The sequence below is a fragment of the Planctomycetaceae bacterium genome (assembly GCA_021371795.1).
Taxonomy (GTDB): Bacteria; Planctomycetota; Phycisphaerae; order Sedimentisphaerales; family UBA12454; genus UBA12454.
This window is the reverse complement of record JAJFVK010000002.1, coordinates 71088-89374: the sequence shown is the minus strand read 5'-3', so window position 1 is coordinate 89374 and position 18287 is coordinate 71088. Positions and strand designations below refer to the sequence as shown.

20 protein-coding genes and 1 other RNA gene are annotated in these 18287 nt (G+C 43.8%); 14 read left to right on the top strand and 7 right to left on the bottom strand.

All coding sequences use genetic code 11. The features are described from left to right. Nucleotides 1–20: 20 nt before the first annotated feature. Complete coding sequence (locus LLF92_00820; protein ID MCE5339654.1) at nt 21–374, bottom strand: DUF5615 family PIN-like protein; 354 nt, start codon at nt 372–374, stop codon at nt 21–23. Nucleotides 375–379: 5 nt separating this feature from the next. Then, complete coding sequence (locus LLF92_00815) at nt 380–607, bottom strand: DUF433 domain-containing protein (GenBank protein ID MCE5339653.1); 228 nt, start codon at nt 605–607, stop codon at nt 380–382. A 101-nt stretch (nt 608–708) separates the two neighbouring features. On the opposite strand from LLF92_00815, the gene argJ reads away from it, so the two are divergent. From argJ to LLF92_00770, 9 genes are all read left to right on the top strand, one after another. Further along, a complete protein-coding gene (gene argJ / locus LLF92_00810) occupies nt 709–1911 on the top strand; it encodes a bifunctional glutamate N-acetyltransferase/amino-acid acetyltransferase ArgJ (protein ID MCE5339652.1) in 1203 nt (400 codons plus the stop codon). 87 nt (nt 1912–1998) lie between these two features. Continuing rightward, entirely contained in the window at nt 1999–3651 is a 1653-nt protein-coding gene (locus tag LLF92_00805; GenBank protein MCE5339651.1) for a tetratricopeptide repeat-containing serine protease family protein, read from the top strand. A 293-nt stretch (nt 3652–3944) separates the two neighbouring features. Continuing rightward, nucleotides 3945–6356, top strand: a complete 2412-nt coding sequence (locus LLF92_00800) for a sodium-translocating pyrophosphatase (GenBank protein MCE5339650.1) — start codon at nt 3945–3947, stop codon at nt 6354–6356. 220 nt (nt 6357–6576) lie between these two features. Beyond that, entirely contained in the window at nt 6577–6975 is a 399-nt protein-coding gene (gene rsfS / locus LLF92_00795) for a ribosome silencing factor (protein ID MCE5339649.1), read from the top strand. A 190-nt stretch (nt 6976–7165) separates the two neighbouring features. Further along, entirely contained in the window at nt 7166–8908 is a 1743-nt protein-coding gene (argS, locus tag LLF92_00790) for an arginine--tRNA ligase (protein MCE5339648.1), read from the top strand. Nucleotides 8909–9197: 289 nt separating this feature from the next. Continuing rightward, nucleotides 9198–9692, top strand: a complete 495-nt coding sequence (locus tag LLF92_00785; protein ID MCE5339647.1) for a nucleotidyltransferase — start codon at nt 9198–9200, stop codon at nt 9690–9692. Continuing rightward, nucleotides 9689–10099, top strand: a complete 411-nt coding sequence (locus LLF92_00780; GenBank protein ID MCE5339646.1) for a secondary thiamine-phosphate synthase enzyme YjbQ — start codon at nt 9689–9691, stop codon at nt 10097–10099. The genes LLF92_00785 and LLF92_00780 overlap by 4 nt, the downstream gene beginning before the upstream one ends. Nucleotides 10100–10454: 355 nt before the next feature. Next, nucleotides 10455–11549, top strand: a complete 1095-nt coding sequence (locus LLF92_00775) for a DNA topoisomerase IV subunit A (GenBank protein MCE5339645.1) — start codon at nt 10455–10457, stop codon at nt 11547–11549. Between the two features lie 42 nt (nt 11550–11591). After that, nucleotides 11592–12314, top strand: a complete 723-nt coding sequence (locus LLF92_00770) for a YggS family pyridoxal phosphate-dependent enzyme (GenBank protein MCE5339644.1) — start codon at nt 11592–11594, stop codon at nt 12312–12314. 2 nt (nt 12315–12316) lie between these two features. Here the strand turns inward: LLF92_00770 and LLF92_00765 are convergent, their stop codons facing one another. Further along, a complete protein-coding gene (locus tag LLF92_00765) occupies nt 12317–12577 on the bottom strand; it encodes a hypothetical protein (GenBank protein ID MCE5339643.1) in 261 nt (86 codons plus the stop codon). 147 nt (nt 12578–12724) lie between these two features. Between LLF92_00765 and LLF92_00760 the strand changes: the two genes are divergently transcribed. Next, nucleotides 12725–13900 (top strand): serine/threonine-protein phosphatase, encoded by a 1176-nt coding sequence (locus LLF92_00760; protein MCE5339642.1) that lies wholly within the window; start codon nt 12725–12727, stop codon nt 13898–13900. A 9-nt stretch (nt 13901–13909) separates the two neighbouring features. On the opposite strand, the gene LLF92_00755 is transcribed toward LLF92_00760, so the two are convergent. Next, nucleotides 13910–14284: a TerB family tellurite resistance protein gene (locus LLF92_00755; GenBank protein MCE5339641.1), complete on the bottom strand. Its 375-nt coding sequence runs from the start codon at nt 14282–14284 to the stop codon at nt 13910–13912. A gap of 176 nt (nt 14285–14460) precedes the next feature. On the opposite strand from LLF92_00755, the gene proC reads away from it, so the two are divergent. Next, the gene (gene proC / locus LLF92_00750) at nt 14461–15270 is read left to right on the top strand and encodes a pyrroline-5-carboxylate reductase (protein MCE5339640.1); all 810 of its coding nucleotides are present in this window, start codon (nt 14461–14463) and stop codon (nt 15268–15270) included. Here the strand turns inward: proC and LLF92_00745 are convergent. Next, entirely contained in the window at nt 15267–16064 is a 798-nt protein-coding gene (locus tag LLF92_00745; protein ID MCE5339639.1) for a class I SAM-dependent methyltransferase, read from the bottom strand. The genes proC and LLF92_00745 overlap by 4 nt on opposite strands. A gap of 124 nt (nt 16065–16188) precedes the next feature. On the opposite strand from LLF92_00745, the gene LLF92_00740 reads away from it, so the two are divergent. The 3 genes from LLF92_00740 to lepB are packed head-to-tail and all read left to right on the top strand — an operon-like array spanning nt 16189 to nt 17905. Then, the gene (locus LLF92_00740) at nt 16189–16722 is read left to right on the top strand and encodes a sigma-70 family RNA polymerase sigma factor (GenBank protein ID MCE5339638.1); all 534 of its coding nucleotides are present in this window, start codon (nt 16189–16191) and stop codon (nt 16720–16722) included. Beyond that, nucleotides 16722–16961: a hypothetical protein gene (locus LLF92_00735; GenBank protein ID MCE5339637.1), complete on the top strand. Its 240-nt coding sequence runs from the start codon at nt 16722–16724 to the stop codon at nt 16959–16961. Before LLF92_00740 ends, LLF92_00735 begins: the two co-directional genes overlap by 1 nt. An 11-nt stretch (nt 16962–16972) precedes the next feature. Beyond that, on the top strand, nt 16973–17905 hold the full coding sequence (gene lepB, locus LLF92_00730) for a signal peptidase I (protein MCE5339636.1): 933 nt from the start codon (nt 16973–16975) through the stop codon (nt 17903–17905). A gap of 2 nt (nt 17906–17907) precedes the next feature. Here the strand turns inward: lepB and LLF92_00725 are convergent, their stop codons facing one another. Next, nucleotides 17908–18114 carry a ferredoxin gene (locus LLF92_00725; protein ID MCE5339635.1) on the bottom strand — a complete coding sequence of 69 codons (207 nt, stop codon included), beginning with the start codon at nt 18112–18114 and terminating at the stop codon, nt 17908–17910. Between the two features lie 58 nt (nt 18115–18172). Further along, nucleotides 18173–18270, bottom strand: an RNA gene (gene ffs, locus LLF92_00720) — signal recognition particle sRNA small type. Nucleotides 18271–18287 lie beyond the last annotated feature (17 nt).

The following is an 18287-nucleotide window of genomic DNA, read 5'->3' as shown; positions in this document are numbered from 1 at the left end:
GACAACCTATACGCCGGAGTTTAATCTCTGATTCTTAATTTACCTTCCTCGATAATCCATAAACGTTTTTCAATTTGTTGGGCAGTAAATAAACGCATTACATCTGCAAATATTTTCAAAATGTACTGTTTATCGCTCCGGCTTAATCTCAAGACAATTATGCCGGGATAGTTTTTCGGAGGATATGACCTTATATCAGCAAAGCCCGTATCAAGCGTTACCAATATTCTATTTTCCTTTTGACAAACATCCCCAAGTCGCGAATCATTAGCGCCCGCAAGCTGCTGTTCAAATACAGTTTTGGAATCGTATCCGGACTGTTTTATCAGTTCTGACAATTCGGCCGGTAGATTTTCATCAATTTTGAATTGCATAAATTTCAGGCCGGTATAGGTAAAATACGTTCGTGTGCAAGTTCTGCTGCGTAAGCAATCGATGCCAAAATCGATTCACGCCCCAAAGACGGATAGCTGCGAATAATTTCCTCTGCGGAAAGACCGGCTGCCAGATTATCCAGTACAACAGATACCGGTATCCTTGTACCTTTAATGCAGGCATTACCATGACAAATCTCCGGATTGGAAATTACATAATCACGCCAATTCATAAAACACCTCGCTTTTTAATTTTACAATATTATAATGTATGATAAATACTTGGGTTCTATAAGTCAATCGTATTTCTATGTTAATTGGGTAAAGATAAATTATGAAAAACACAACATTAACGGCACCAAAAGGATTTCTTGCGGCGGGAATAAGCGGCGGAATTAAAGTTTCTGGCAAAAAAGATATCGGAATGATTTGCTGCCCGAGCGGCGCAAAAGCGGCGGCAGTTTTTACAACCAATAAAGTCGTATCAGCGGCTGTTACCGTCTGCAAACAACATATTAAATCCGCTGTAACAGAAGCTGTCATCGTCAACTCCGGAAACGCGAACACCTGCACAGGCAAACAAGGTCTGCTCAACGCAGAGACGATGTGCAAAACAGCAGCGGAATTAATCGACGCAAAAGCGAATCAGGTTCTCATCGCATCGACGGGCATTATCGGCCATCAACTTCCGATGGAAAAAATCAGCAGCGGCATCATCATAGCAGCAGCGAAACTATCGAGCAGTACAAATGCGGGCAGCGATTTCGCGCACGCGATAATGACAACCGATACAAAATGCAAACAGGCGTATAAAGAATTGAAACTCGGCGGCGCGACAGTCGCAATCACAGGCACAACCAAAGGCGCAGGAATGATTGGGCCGAATATGGCGACTACGCTGTGCTTTATCACAACCGACGCGAACATCTCGAAAAATCTTTTGCAGACTGCATTGAAAGACGCTATCGGCAATTCGCTCAACAAGCTGACCGTTGACGGCCATCAGAGCACAAACGACACAGCGATAATCCTCGCATCAGGATTGGCTGGCAACAAGGCAATCACAAAGGCAGACAGCAATTATAAAAAATTCGCGGCGGCACTCGATGAGCTTATGACAGATTTGGCGAAGCAGATGGCACTCGACGCCGAGGGCGCAACGAGAATGTTCACAATCGTAATCAACGGCGCAGCATCAAAAGTTGAAGCTATCAAAGCCGCCCGCGCGGTTGCGGATTATGACCTTGTCAAATGCGCAATCCACGGCAGCGACCCGAACTGGGGCAGAATCATCTGCGCGGTCGGAAGCTGCGGCGTTAAATTAAATACAAACAAATTAAGCTGCTCAATCGGCGGCGTTACAGTATTCAAAAATGGCCAGCCGGTCAAATTCGACCCGAAAAAAGTTTCCAAAATCATATCGCAAAAAGAGCATACTATCGTTGTAAATCTCGGTGCGGGAAAATCCAGCGATTTCTGCTACGGCTGCGATTTGAGCAAAGGCTATGTAACAATTAACGCCGATTATCATACGTAAGAAAAACTCTGGTTTTATAAGCGTTATTGCTTGTTTTGCACAATTGGAGTCTGTATAATAACGCCAACCTGATTACAGATTTTGATTATGCGAATACGTTTATTCCTGCTAATTGTCATTTTTACATCATACAGCGTATGTAAGGCTTCCTCTCCGTCAATTGATGAATTGCTTGTCCAGGCGCAGGCAGGCGACGCGAACAGCCAATATTCGCTCGGCATAATGTATCACGTAGGCCGAAATGTCGATCAGGATTACAACGAAGCGATAAAATGGTTTTCACAATCAGCCCAGCAGGGAAACGCAAAAGCCCAATACGAACTGGCCCAAATGTACGAAAACGGCCAATCCGTCGTACAAAATTATAATCTCGCGTTCGAATGGTACGCTAAATCCGCAATTCAAAGCTGCGCAAAAGCTCAATACAGTCTCGGCAGATTCTACAAGGACGGCGTCGGAACAGGCCGTGATTACAATCAGGCTCTTTCATGGTTCACTATGGCTGCCGGTCAGGGAATGAACGAGGCACAATTTGAGCTTGGTGTTATGTACTTCAAGGGACACGGCGTTGAGCAGGATGACGCAGAGGCGGAAAAATGGCTCATCAAGGCTGCCCAGCAGAATAACGCCAAGGCACAATATTGCCTCGGCCTTTTGTACTGCAAAGACAGAGACGACGAAATTAAACATAATTATAAAGAAGCGGTGAGGTGGTTCTCGAAGGCAGGCGCTCAAAATCATATTGACTCGCAATACCTTCTTGGTGTGATGTATTGCAGAGGCGAAGGCGTGCCGCAGGATTATAAAACAGCCGCCAAATGGTTCACAAAGGCCGCTTCGCAGGGTTCGGCAAGAGCGCAATTAGTTCTCGGAGCCTGCTACTGGAACGGCCAGGGCGTTGCCATCGATTATGTGGAAAGTTTAAAATGGATGTCGCTTGCCACTATGAACGGCGATAAAGACGCCAGACTGCTCAAAAATGAAATCCGCGATAAAATGACCGACGCTGAAATAGAAGAGGCACAAAGAAGAATCAACAAAATAAAAAAAGTAAAAGGTTACCTTGTCGAAAAAGAAACAAGCCTGAAAAACGCTGGCGCCGCTTCGGAAAAAGCAGAATACACGGCAACGGGATTTTTTATCACATCGGACGGATACATCCTGACAGCTTATCACGCAGTGGGAAAATCTGAAAATATTCAGGTACTTCACAATAAGCAGCAATATAAAGCCAAAATAGTCGGCACGGATGAATCACTCGATATCGCCCTGCTGAAAATCGACGGTAACGATTTTTCAACTTTACCATTATCAGATTCTACAGCGCACACCGGCGATGCAGTATTTACGATAGGTTATCCGCAGGTTTCGCTTCAGGGCACAGAACCGAAATTTACCGAAGGCTCAATCAGTTCGCTTTCCGGCTCGGCTGACAATCCAAACTATTTCCAAATCAGCGTACCTGTCCAGCCGGGTAATTCCGGCGGGCCGCTCATCAGTCAACAAGGCGAAGTAATAGGTATGGTTGTCGCAAGACTCAACGATATATCCGCCCTTTTGGCCACAGGGTCGGTACCTCAAAACGTCAATTACGCACTGAAAAGCACGTTTATTCTGAACTTTTTAAACTCCACGCCCCAGCTGGCCCAAAAGCTCACATCAAATAGTTCAGAAAAAAACAGAGCCTCCGCTATCGACAACGCCAAAAAATCTGTAGTTTTAATTACCGCACGTAAATAAACTACAGAATTGTACAGTTGTAAGTCGATAATACGCATAGGCTTAACGCTTTAACAAGTAAACGTTTTTAAATGGTCTATTTTATAGACCGATTTTAAAATTTTTAGTGCTTATTTCCTTGCAAAAAAACTGATTATCACTACACTGTTCGCTAATTTCGCGCGTATCCAAAATTTATGTTTCTTAAGTTACGCGTATCCAAAATTGAATTATAATTTGGTTTCGCGTATTCAAAAATTGTTTTTTTGCGTATTAAAACTTTATTGTTTTTTATATTTATAAGGAGTTTGAAAGTGAAAAATTCGTTCACAAGGACTGGATCATTAGTCGCTGTATTGTTTATGGCAGCAGCGGCGATGGCACAGGAATGCGCCACAGGATGTTCATTGGCCTCAACGTTTGGGTCGATTCCCACGTTATGGTGGATCGCCCCGCTGTCATCGATAGCGGCTCTGATTTTCGCGTACGTCTTCTACAAGATGATGATGGGCGCAAATCCCGGCAACGCTAAGATGATTGAAATCGCACAGTATGTAAAGGAAGGCGCTTATGCTTACCTTTTCAGACAGTACAGAGTTGTAGCGATGGTTTTTGTCGTTCTTCTGGTCATCTTCGCTGTACTGGCGAAAATGGGAATCCAGAACCCGTTTGTGCCGGTCGCGTTTTTAACCGGCGGTTTGTTTAGCGGTATTTGCGGCTTTCTGGGTATGAAGACCGCGACGAACGCATCTAACAGAACAGCACAAGGCGCAAGCGAAAGCCTTAATAGAGGTCTTCAGGTCGCGTTCAGAAGCGGCGCTGTTATGGGTTTGGTCGTAGTAGGTTTCGGTCTTTTCGATATTTCTCTTTGGTTCATTATTCTTGACCAATTCGTTTATACCGCAAAGAATATGGCGACCGGTTTGAATTTTCTCGGCCTTCAGCTTGTGCCGGTTGGAATGCACGCGGAACATAAACTCGTTGAAATAACAACTACAATGATTACTTTCGGTATGGGTGCTTCGACACAGGCTCTGTTCGCTCGTGTCGGCGGCGGTATCTTCACAAAAGCTGCTGACGTTGGCGCTGACCTCGTTGGTAAAGTTGAAGCCGGTATTCCGGAAGACGATCCAAGAAACCCGGCTACAATCGCTGACAACGTAGGCGATAACGTAGGCGACGTCGCAGGTATGGGTGCAGACCTCTACGAAAGCTATTGCGGTTCGATTCTGGCTACTATGGCTCTGGGTGCCGCTATGGCAATGAAAACCGATGCTGATGTTCTTAAATCAGTTTTGGCTCCAATGGTTGTCGCAGGCATTGGCATTATTCTCTCAATTATCGGTATCTTTATGGTCAGATGCAAAGAAGACGCGACACAGAAAAATCTGCTGCGTTCGCTTCTGATTGGAACTTTGGGAAGTTCGGTACTTATCATCTTCGGACTCCTTTTCCTTGTGAAATTCGAATGGATTACCTGGGGCGTTTTCGGTTCTGTAATATCAGGTCTTATCGCCGGCGTAATTATCGGCCAGTTTACCGAATACTACACATCAGATGAATATAAGCCTACAAAAGGCATCGCAGACCAGGCTGTTATGGGCCCGGCCACAACCATCATCGATGGTTTCGCGACAGGTATGTATTCTTCAGGTCTTCCTGTTATCACAATCGTTATCGGCATCATTTGTGCGTTCGCCTTCGCAGGCGGCTTCACAACCCCGACAATGGGTCTTTACGGTATCGGCTTTGCAGCAGTTGGTATGCTCTCAACTCTGGGCATTACACTGGCAACCGACGCTTATGGCCCAATCGCTGACAACGCAGGCGGAAACGCTGAAATGAGCGGACTTGACAAAGAAGTAAGAAAAAGAACAGATGCTCTCGATTCATTGGGCAATACAACAGCGGCGACAGGCAAAGGTTTCGCTATCGGTTCAGCCGCTCTGACAGCTATGGCTCTTCTTGCTTCATTCATCGAAGAAATCAGAATCTGGATTGGTCGTCTTGCCGATGCAGCTCCTGAAAAAGTTTATCAGGTCGGACAATACCTGTTCAGCTCAAACGGTCAGGTCGAAGGCACCGTTTCAGCAAAAACAGCGGCAATCACCGATTTCGTTCGTGCTTATGAACTTACAATTATGAACCCGAAACTCATTTGCGGATTGTTCATCGGATCTATGATGTCGTTCGTATTCTGTGCTATGACCATTAAAGCTGTCGGCAGAGCCGCGGGCGCAATGGTTAATGAAGTTCGCAGACAATTTAAGGAAATCGTCGGTATCATGGACGGCACTGGAAAACCAGATTACGCCAGATGCGTATCCATCTCTACCGCAGGCGCACAAAGGGAAATGGTTCTTCCATCGTTGTTGGCTATCATCGTACCGGTAGCCACGGGTCTCCTGCTTGGCGTAGCTGGCGTTATGGGTCTGCTGACAGGCGGCCTTACCTGCGGATTCGTTCTTGCGATTACGCTCAACAACGCAGGCGGCGCATGGGACAATGCAAAGAAATATATCGAAAAAGGCGCTCACGGCGGAAAAGGCTCCCCGGCTCACAAGGCTGCGGTTGTAGGCGATACTGTCGGCGACCCGTTTAAAGATACTGCCGGCCCAAGTATGAACATTCTTATCAAACTGATGTGTATGGTCAGCGTTGTGTTCTCCGGCGTTATCGTTAAATTCGCACCTATGATTTCGGAGTTTCTGCATTTAGGCAAATAGTTTACTCGCATACCTTTAAGTGAATAGTAAAAAAGGTGTAGGGTTGACTTATAGGTCAATAAACTGTATCCTATCGGGGTCGGGAATGTTTCTCGACCCCGTTTTTTTTTATAAATAAGGCTCTGTGGTCTCTGCTGGAGCGGAGCGGAAGTCCCCGTGGGGATAAGCTCTGTGGCTAAAACAAAGAGAACTCTGTGGCCGAATCTGAAGGTGAAGAAATTTGGCAAAGAAAAAAGTTGCTGTAAAAAAGAAGACTTCGAAAAAGAAAGCTGAAACAACCGCAAGGGAATTCGCGATTGAAGCGGCGAAAATCGCTCTGCATAACAATTGTACGGATGTAGTTGTTCTCGACCTTACCGGCAAAAGCCCCGCGACCGATTATTTCATTATCGCAACCGGCACAAGCGACCGTCAGACTCGTACCGTCGCCGACGATATTACCGAGTATGGCAAGAAGCACGATTTCAAAATCTTCGGCCGCGCAGGTTACGACCAGGGCAAATGGGTTCTGCTGGATTTTGTGACCGTGGTTGTTCACGTATTCAACGAAGAGTTCAGGCAGTTTTACGATTTGGAACTGCTATGGGGAGACGCTGAAAAATTGAAGATTGAAGAATGAAGATTGAAGATTTAAAAAATTAACCACTAATGAAAATAAAAACCATAAGGTAACCACAAATGAACACAAATAAACACGAATAAATATAAACAAAAAAATCATTAGTGTCAATTCGTGTTAATTCGTGGTTAATAAAAAGTAACAAAAATAATTCGTGGCTAAAATTAAATAAAGAAAAACTCTGTGGCAAATGAAACCTGCAATTCAAATAATTTCTGAACGAATAAGTAACGCGATTCAAAAGGCAACCGGCCAAAATATCCCCGCGATTGTAACGGCTGCCACCGACGCGAAATTCGGCGATTATCAAAGCAATAACGCGCTTGCCCTTGCCAAACAATTAAAGGCAAACCCCCGCCAGCTTGCTGAAAAGATTATAGCCAATCTTGAAATAGACGATATTTGCCAAACGCCGGAAATTGCCGGCGCAGGCTTCATAAATTTAAGACTGAAACCGGAATTTATTACAAAATCTCTTTCTGATATAAAAAACGATACCGAAAATCTCGGCATCGATAAATCCCAAAAAGCAAAAACTGTCGTGGTCGATTTTTCCGGCCCGAACATCGCAAAACAGATGCACGTCGGCCATTTGCGAAGCACAATCATCGGCGATAGTATTTGCCGAATGTTGAAACAGGCCGGCTGTAATGTTATCCCGCAAAACCATATCGGCGACTGGGGAACACAATTTGGAATGTTGATAGCTGATCGTAAAAAGAACAATAAAACATCTTATGACATCTCTGATCTTGAAAAATCATATCGTGAGGCTAAACAACAATTTGACACAGATACCGATTTTGCAAGTATGTCTGGTGATTGTGTAGTCAAGTTACATTCTGGCGATAAAGAAATCATTCAAGAATGGAAAAATATTGTAGAGGAATCTCTTCAACCCTGTGAAGAAATTTACAAAACGCTAAATGCCGTTTTAACGCGGAAAGACGTTAGAGGTGAAAGTTATTATAGAGATATGCTTGCAAATGTCGTTGACGACTTAAAAAAAGCGGGATTGGCGGTTGAATCTGACGGTGCGATTTGCGTTTTCCCGGAAGGATTCAAAACAAAAGAAGGCAATCCTATGCCTTTCATCATCCAAAAGACTGACGGCGCGTTTCTTTACGCGACAACGGATTTGGCGGCACTGCGTTTCCGTGTTGACGAATTAAAAGCAGATGAAATTATCTATGTAACTGACGCTCGGCAGAAGCTGCACTTTGAAATGCTGTTTAAAGTAGCTGAAATGGCCGGCTGGAAGAAAAATACAAATCTTGTTCATATCACTTTCGGCTCTGTTCTCGGCGAAGACGGAAAGCCTTTAAAAACACGCTCCGGCGAAAATGTGAAACTCAAAGAGCTGCTTGATGAGGCGGTAAAAAGAGCAAAGCAGGTCGTCGAAGAAAAAAATCCGCAGCTTGCTGAAAATGAAAAAGAACAAATCGCACAGGCTGTCGGTATCGGCGCGGTCAAATACGCCGACTATGCAAACAATAGAACGAGCGATTATATTTTCAGTTTCGATAAGATGCTGGCGATGGACGGCAACACCGCTCCGTATATGCAGTACGCTTACGCGCGTGTAAAATCCATCGGCCGAAAAGGACTGGAAAAAGGCATCGATACCGTAAAAGAATTGGCCGATTTAAAACAAATTACTTTAAACGAGCCTGCGGAATTAGAACTGGCTAAACAGCTCATCCGGTACGGCGAAGCGTTTAATGTCGCGATTGCCGATTTGAAGCCGAATTTCCTTACTGCTTATCTTTACGATTTGGCGGGTAAGTTCAGCGCGTTTTATAATGCGTGCCCTGTTCTGGATTCCGAGCCGGAAACAAGAGCATCGCGGCTTTTGCTTTGCGAGCTAACGGCACAAATAATTAAGCACGGTTTGACAAATTTACTTGGCATAGACGTTCTCGAAAAAATGTGATATAATATACCCTTCAGGGTAGTAAATTCCCGCGATTGAAATGGTAAGTTATCATTTTCAAAGCACTTACCCGCGGATTATCCGGAAAATTCAATCGCGATCAGTGTGACTGTATGATTGCTGAATATGAAAAACTGATTCAAGCCTGTCCGGCATTAAGAAGAGCACGACGCCACGGAATTGATGTATATATGCTTTTGGACAATTTGAAAAGAACCCCAAAACAGCGCCTTGAACGACACGCAATCGCATTACAAACATTCCGTAAATTTCATAATACCGCCAAATAATGAAAGATAAATTTATAAATTTGATTGATAAACTGCGCGACCACAATGTCGAATTCGTTATCATTGGTGGTCTGGCGAGCATTATTCACGGTTCAACCAGAACCACACAGGACATAGATATCTGTTGCAAATTCTCTTCAGAGAATCTTCGCAAATTATTTGGAGCCATTAAGGATAAACATCCAGTTCACAGAATGAATCCTAAGCGTCCGGTTTTGGTTTTAAACGATGAGAATATAAAAAAATTTAAAAATCTTTACATAGACACAGATATTGGACAATTGGATTGCCTCGGTGAAGTACAGGGAATTGGCCAATTCGATGAAGTTTTAAAAAATGCGATTACAATCAATATCGATAAAAAAACATACAACGTATTAAGCCTGGATGCGTTGATTAAGTCAAAAAAAACACTCAATCGACCGCAGGACAAACAGGATGTTTTGCATCTTGAGGCAATAAAACAGGCTAAAAAAGATGAAAGAAAAAAATGAAAATTATTAATGATTCATTCTTTGTCGAAACAGACAAACGCAATCAAATGCTCGATATTACCGATGAGGTTCAAAATATCATTAACAAATCAGGAATCGCGCAGGGCACAGTAATAATTTTCTGCCCGCACACAACCGGCGCAATAACAATTAATGAAAATGCCGACCCCGATGTCGTGCACGATGTCCTGCTGACGCTTTCGGAAATTATCCCCGCAAATCGCAAGGGTTACCGGCACAGCGAAGGAAATTCTGATTCTCACGTAAAAAGTTCACTTGTCGGATGCAGTGAGACGGTAATAATAAAGGATGGCAAAATGCTGCTGGGCACCTGGCAGGGAATTTACTTTTGCGAATTCGACGGCCCCCGCAGAAGAACCGTTAAAATCCAGATTACAGGCCGGTAACACCACAACATAAAGCGTAGAAACGCTTCAACTATGTGATTTACTGCGCAAAATAATGGCGAGACGGTCAAAGTGGCTGGGGGGTAACCACTGGCTTGACACAGCCTCGCCGAGGATTTTAAAACTGCATTACCTACACGCAGATATTTACTTTGTGATTATTATAACGATTTCAAGGGTGCAAGTCAATTGAATTCCCGCTTGAGTTACTCTATAAAATCAGAAACCTTACACCTTGTCAAGCCTCTTTTCCCTCTAAAATCGCATAAACTTTAGGCTTGAATTGCATATTTTTTGGCTTTAGATTATGATGTCGTATTGTTATTTTTATATTTCTACGGGAAGCCCTAATTAAATGACTAAAAAAACAGCATTACCTGTAACTGAAAAAATCATAAACGCCGCTAAGGACGTTCAGGACAAGATTATGAAACGGCAAAAGCCGACGATGTCGACACCTGTTCGTTCACTGGGGAACGTAAAATATGTGTCCAACGCCGGACATTTCGAAATCCTCGGCAAAAACAAAGTACGAACTCTGACTGTCAGCACAGTAAAGACTTTCGCGCAAACATTAAAAATGATGTCTCTCTCGAAAGAGCTAATCGACACAAAAGATATGGCAACCAAAAGAGAGGCCTACTATATCTCCAAAAACTGGGGCAAGGCCGGCTTCGATGAGCAGCCGGAATCCGACACGATTATGGACGACATCGAGGCGATGTTCGGCGTCAATCGTGAACAGTTGAAATTCATCCCTGAAGAAAAAGGCGGCGAAGTCGCAGGCAAACTTTTTGTCATCGACCACGATGCCAAGGGCAACAAGCTGAAAATCGACTGCACAAAATTCGGTTCAGGTTCATATTCAATTCCCACCGACGTTGAGAATCTCGAATTCCAAAGCGACGCGAAATTCATCCTCGCCATAGAAACCGCCGGTGCGTTCCAGCGGCTTGTCAAATACGATTACTGGGACAAGAACAACTGCATCCTTATCAGTATGGGCGGCGTTCCAACCCGCGCGTGCAGACGTTTCATCCGCAGACTTTCAGACAAATTGAAAGCTCCTGTTTACGCCTTTGTCGATGGCGACCCTTACGGATATTTCAATATTTACAGAACATTGAAAGTAGGCTCCGGAAACGCGGCGCATCTTAACGAATATTTCTGCGTTCCAAAATCATCATTCCTCGGCGTTACGCCGCAGGATATTATAGACTTTAAACTGCCGACGCATCCGCTGAAAGACGTGGATATAAAGCGAGCAAAGGACGCTCTGAAAAACGACCCCTTCGTAAAACACCATAAACCATGGCAGGCGGCGATAAATCAAATGCTTAATATGGGCGTCCGTGTCGAGCAGCAGGCTTTCGCGAAGCACGGCCTTGATTTCGTTGTGAATGAATATTTGCCGAAAAAACTGAAGAACCCGGCAAAATTTCTTCCATAATGTTATCCCGCAAATAAATTACTTATCTATATAGATGGACCGATGAATAAAATCGCAGATAATCTGAAACGAGTTCAGGACAATATCGCCGCCGCCTGTCAGCGATGCGGCAGACAAACTTCTGAAATTACTACCGTCGTTGTTACAAAGTCCGCCAATATGGATATGATAAAACAGGTCGTGCGTCTGGGCTGCACGGAACTTGGCGAAAACAGAGTACAGCATTTGAAAATCACAGCCGAAGACCTCGATATTTTTCTGAATGAAAATTCAGCCGACCCTGCGTTCCCCAAAAAAATCAACTGGCACATGATTGGCCATCTGCAGCGAAATAAAGTCCGCCAGCTTTTGCGCAACTGCGAGTTTATCCATTCTGTCGATACACTTCGCGTCGCCGAGGAAGTCAGCAGAGACGCGGAAAAAGCTCTTGTTACGCCAAGAATCCTGATGCAGGTAAACTGCTCGCAGGAACCGCAAAAATACGGCGTGCCGGTCGGAGCGGCGATTCATCTTGTCGAGCAGATTGTTACAATGCCGAATATAAGACTCGCCGGCCTGATGACAATGGCGCCGCTGACTATGAATAAAGATTTGGTCAGGGAAAGTTTCGCACGCGCACGGGAACTGTTCGAGGAAATCAAAGGCGAAAAAATGGCAGGCCCGGAATTCAACCATCTAAGTATGGGTATGAGTCAGGACTACGAAACAGCAATCGAATACGGCGCGACTATCCTGCGAATCGGTTCAGCGATTTTTGCCGGCTAATATTAGGCCTGCGGCTGCTGTTGCGGCAACGGCGGCGTTTTTGTAATCGGCCAATTCGAGAAAGCCAGCACGCAAATAATTATCAATTCGCCCAGACCGGGGATAAGTATTAATAATGCGAAAGCCCCGCTAAAGCCGGCCTTTGAAAATACACGCCACCAGAGGAAAATTTTAAACAAAAGCACAACAAATGAAATCAGCATGAAAATCGCTGCAAATATCATAAATGGTGCTATCATCATTTCCGGATTCGATTGACACATCTTTTTTACCCTCTCAAAATAAAGTCCGATAAAACACAAACAAGATATTAAGATTGTATCAGGCATAACTATTATTCGCAAGTCCCAGCCGAAAATAGCCGAAAATATATGTATCAATACATCGAATACTGTGATAAGGATAGGCCATTGGCAAAATCAAATAAAACTACGGTAACTTTTTTTGACGCACTTTTCATTACAAATGCGGATACCATCAGACTGGATCTGCAGAAAGTTTTGGATATAGAGCGTTTCAACTGGAAAAAAGCTAACTTCAATTCCTTTCTGGAAACAGAGTTTTATCCCGAAACAATCGGCACGGCAATTATCGATACAGAATCCATTCCGCACGAACAGCATCAGCAGCTTCTTGAAGTAATTCAAACATTAGACAAGGCGAAAATACCGACCGTGCTGTACGGCGAATCTGAAAATATCGACTTGAGCAAATTCTCAATCCTTAACGTTATCAACAAGCAGTCTTTCGCGCAGGTTGTGCCAGTAGTCAAAATAAGCAACGTCTATCGCAAACCGAAAATTCAGCCGTTGAATATTGACATAACGCAAAAAGAATATCACGCTGAACAACTCGAACATCAGTTGAAAATGGCAGGCCTTGTGCAGAGAGATTTCCTTCCGCGCAAACTGCCGAATAGCAACAGGCTCAATTGGGCGATATCGTTTATGCCCGCTGACTGGGTTTCAGGCGATATTTATGACGTCGCAAGACTTGACGAACATCATATCGGATTTTATCTTGCCGACGCTGTCGGTCATTCGATACCCGCGGCGCTGTTGACGATGTTCCTCAAACATGCTATTCAAATGCGCCAAACAACCGGCAACGAATACAAAATATTCTCGCCGCTGGAAGTTATAACAACACTTAACAAACGAATGCTTGAACAGAATTTAAGCGGCTGCCAGTTTACGACAAGCTGTTATTTCCTGCTCAACACGGAAACTCTTGAATTGTCATTCTGCAGAGCTGGGCATCCATACCCGATTCTGATCCAAAAAAATAAACAGCCTCAACTGCTCCAGTCAAAAGGCTCGCTGCTCGGCATTTTCGACAGCGCACAGTTCCAGCAGGAAACCATTCAGTTGTCCGTCGGCGATAAACTGCTTGTGTATTCTGACGGCGCAGAACCGTTTATTAACACAACAAACGACAATACATCGTTTGAATTTAATAATTGGTTCCTGGGAATAGCAGGTTTGCCCGCTGATAATCTGGTGGCTGAATTCGAAACAGTTGTCCGACAGGGCAAAAACTATCTGCAGCCCGACGACATTACACTGATTGCGCTGGAAATACTGTAAGCCTTAACTTTACTGTTTCTTCGCCTCTTTGAGTCTCTGTATTGTCTCCTGGTGGATTTGGTCGAACTGTTGCTGATTTATGCCAAGTTTTTTCGAATACGTTAATATGATTTCCTTTTCCATCTGGTCTAATTTATTATCGCTCATCGCCAGAAAAAGCATATCCTCAAGACAGCGGAATTTTTCGGAATATCTTGTCGGCAGTTTTATCTGAAAATCCTTTTGGCCGGAAAAATCGAGTGCTTTGCGCGTCTCAAGATAGCCGGCTCCTATTCCCTTGGCAATATCTTGCAAGACGTAATCCTCTTCAACTTCAAAACTGCGACCGGCACCCGCCAGAAAGTACAAGTTGGCAAGATATTGAATCTGCTCCTGCTGCGTCATTAGTTCAACCTTTCAAATCTCCACTATTTTAGAAGATTCTATGCCAAAAATCTACTAACATTTTAGCTGATTGCAATTTTTTATTTATACGATAGAATTGTAGAAAACTATGTTTTCTGACCGTCTCGTAGGGTGGGCTTTAGCCCACGCTGTGTTTTGAACAAAGGAAATTTTAGATGTCGAAAATTGGATTCATTGGTGCCGGCAATATGGCCGAAGCGATTATCAAAGGCGTTATCGATGCGCGTACTTATCGGCCGGAAGATATTCTCATCGCCGACGTCCGCAAAGACAGGCTCGATGAACTTACTGAAAAATACAACATCTCATTTACAACGAATGTCAAACTCGCCAGGGCAGTCGATATTCTCGTATTGAGCATCAAGCCGCAGAATATGATTGCGGTGCTTAGCGAAATCAAAGGCTCAATTACCGGCGACACGCTTATCGTTTCCATCGCGGCAGGAATAACTACCGAAACAATTCGCAAAAATCTCGGCTTTGATTCTGTGATTCGCGCAATGCCGAACACTCCTGCGCTGATTGGCCAGGGTACTTCCGTTTTGTACGCAACACCTGCGGCAAAAGACCGGCTCGGCGAAGCGGAACATATTTTCCTCGCTGTCGGATATGTTACTTCTGTTCAGGACGAAAAACTTTTAGATGCCGTTACAGCGGTCAGCGGGTCAGGTCCTGCGTATTTCTTTTTGCTGATGGAAGAGATGATTAAAACCGCAACCAAACTCGGACTCGATAAGGAACTTGCCGAACGAACAGTTTTAGTTACAGCTCGCGGCGCAGCACTGCTGGCAATCGAACGCGCAAAGGCAGGCGAAAAAGTAGATGTGCTCCGGCAGAAAGTTACTTCGCCAAACGGAACAACCGAAGCGGCGTTAAAAGTCTTTGCAAAACATAATTTTGAAAAGATTGTAAACGAAGCGCTCGCAGCAGCGGCAAAGAGAAGTAAAGAATTATCGGGTAGTTAATTCACTGCGGTTGCTTTGAAGAAAGTATAACAGAAAACGCCGTCCGATTCGGTTGTTCGATATAATCCTTTAATCCCCTGCTCAAAAGTTTCGGCGTCTATTAATTTCTCTTTAACAGCAGATTCACGCACACCTTCAATCATCGCGGTAAAAGTGTTTTTTGTAAAACCTTCGACAAAATTCGGCTTGCTCGCATCAACATAAACCATTCGCGGCGAAACCGAAACCTTTTCAAAACCTGCGGAATTCAAAAGCGGAAAAAGTTCTCTGCCGATATTGGCATTTCCGCCGGCGGCCTTTTGCAAATCTACAAGCGATTGAATCGCCTTGTGTGATGCTCTATTATCAGGATGAAAATATGTTGAGCCGTGGTCGCCTTCGATGGCGGTAATTGTACCTGCGGGTTTGAGTAATTTTTTCAACGCACGCAGAGCATCGAGCGGATTTGGCAGATGTTCGAGAACGAAACATAAAAATATATGGTCGAAAGATTCCGGCGAAAATGGCAGATTAAAAATATCGGCCTGCTGAAAGGTTACGTTTGTAAATCCGGCATCTGCGATTTTCTTTTTCGCCTGCGCTATTGAGCTTTCGGAAATATCAATCGAAGTAAATTGCGCATCGGGACTGTTTTTAGCAAGCGTGATGGTTTGAGCGCCAACCCCGCAGCCTGCTTCGAGAACTCGACTGCCTTTGGGGTAAATAGTATCAGAATGCAGAAGCTCGACCAGCGTGGACGCCTGATCCTGCAATCTTATGTTTTCTCGTGGGTTGTAGCCGTGTACATATTCCATATCTAAGGAATGATTATAGCCGGAAGTCCTGCAAAAGCAAGCACTTAACAAAATCGCCAGAATTATTGTAACGTTTCAAACAAACGGCTGTATAACATATTGTAACTATTATTAAGATATCCGGATGATTGACGAACAGGCAATAATCAAAAATATAATTAACGGCGACAGTGAAGCGTTCAGAATGCTGGTCGAACGATATCAAAATTCTGTTATGCGGATAATAGCCAATATAGTTAATGACAGACATATTTGCGAAGATATCGCGCAAGATGTATTTTTTTCCGCTTATAAAAAACTCTCAACGTTCGACAGCGCACGCGGCAAATTTTCAACCTGGCTCTTCACCATCGCACGCAACAAAAGTTTAAACGCGATAAAGAAAAAGAACGCACAGACAGTCGATGAATTTCCGGAAATCGCTGAAAACAAAAAAGGCGATGAGCTTGAAAAGCAGGAATTTATGAATGAGCTTGACAGGCAATTACATTCACTGCCGAAAGACCAGAAGACAGTTTTTGTCCTTGCTGAATTTGAAAAGCTGCCTTACGAAGAAATCGCTCAAATCGAAGGCGTTCGCGAAGGCACTGTCAGAACAAGATTGCACAGAGCAAAACGAAAACTCGCAAAGGCACTTGGCCTGGATTGGGTAATATAATGGACAAGAAAAAAATTTACGAAAGCTGGTTAGAGAAAAAAATTGAAATACCGGATTCATTTGCAGACAAGGTGATGGGCGGAATTTTTGAATATGAACGGCGGCCAAGATGGTTCGATATCCCGCGGATTATCGAAATTATCTCCACACACGCAATTATAAGAAATGGTTTGATTGTAACAGGTGCAGTTGCAGGATTTTTAAGAGTAATATATTTCATTTTTATGGCATTGGCTTAAGGAATATACAAATGACAGAAATAACTGTAAATAAACACAAAAGACATGTTTGGATGGCTATAATGCTGTCAATGATTGTCCCCGGACTTGGCCAGGTGTACTGTGGAAAATTGTTCAGAGGATTACTTCTTAGTTTACTAAATACTTTGCCGATTTCTCTGTTCGTAATGGTTCTTCTCTTCAAGAATACCTTAACTTTAATATTGGCCGCTGCCGGAATGATTATTTTCGGCGGGATTATTGAACTCATCGCCGTCATTGATTCAATATATCTGGCAAAACATACCAGCCCAAATTATCAGATAAAGGAATATAATAAGTGGTATGTTTATTTACTGTTGATTTTTATGAGCGGCTGGAGCGGCAGTGTCGGAATTGCTTATTATGTAAAAACAAATATTTGCGAAGCTTTCAGAGTGCCTGCATCCTCTATGTATCCAACAATTCTTAACGGCGACAGAGTTTTAGCAAATAAAACCGTGTACAACAAACTTGAGCCGCGGAAAGGCGATGTGGTAATTTTCCTCAATCCTGAAAACAGACTGCAGCATTATATAAAAAGAGTTGTTGCGATGGCAGGCGACAGGGTTGAAATGAAAAATAACCGGCTCTATGTTAATGGCCAAATGCTCGAATGGCAGCCTTTATCAAAAACAGAACTTGATGCGCTGAATATCAATGGCAACGACCCGAATTTTCAGGGCGATATGTTTTATGAAATAAACGGCAGCGCAAGATATAAAATTTTCCTGAAGAAGTCGGCAGATGAAAAGAAATATGATTTTGCAGAAATAACCGTGCCGAAATATAACTGTTTTGTTCTCGGCGATAACAGAAACAACTCATACGACAGCAGAAATTATGGGACAATTCCAATTGCAACGATAAAAGGCAAGGCGAACTGGCTCTATTGGCCGTTATCGCGATTCAATAAAGTTGAATAATTCTACTCGATGATGATTGCTTCGACGGGGCACTCGTCGGCGGCTTGTTGAGCAGTATCTTCGAACTGCGGCGGGACTTCATTGACAATCACCTCTGCCTTATCGGAGCCCATTTGGAAAACTTGTGGACAAGTATCAACACACAAACCACAGGCGGTACAGCTATCGTCAATTTTAGCTTTCATTTTCATCCCTCGAACTAATGACAATAATCACTTTTAAATTACCCCTCACTAACGTTCAGGGCTCTGATATCTTTTTTTTAAAAAAGGCCGGGATTGCCAGACACAACCAGATGATCGCTTATGGCTGCTCGGTTCCCCGCCTGACCAGGTTCGCGGACCCGGATAGCCTAGGCCCCGGCCGCATTGATAGTATCAAA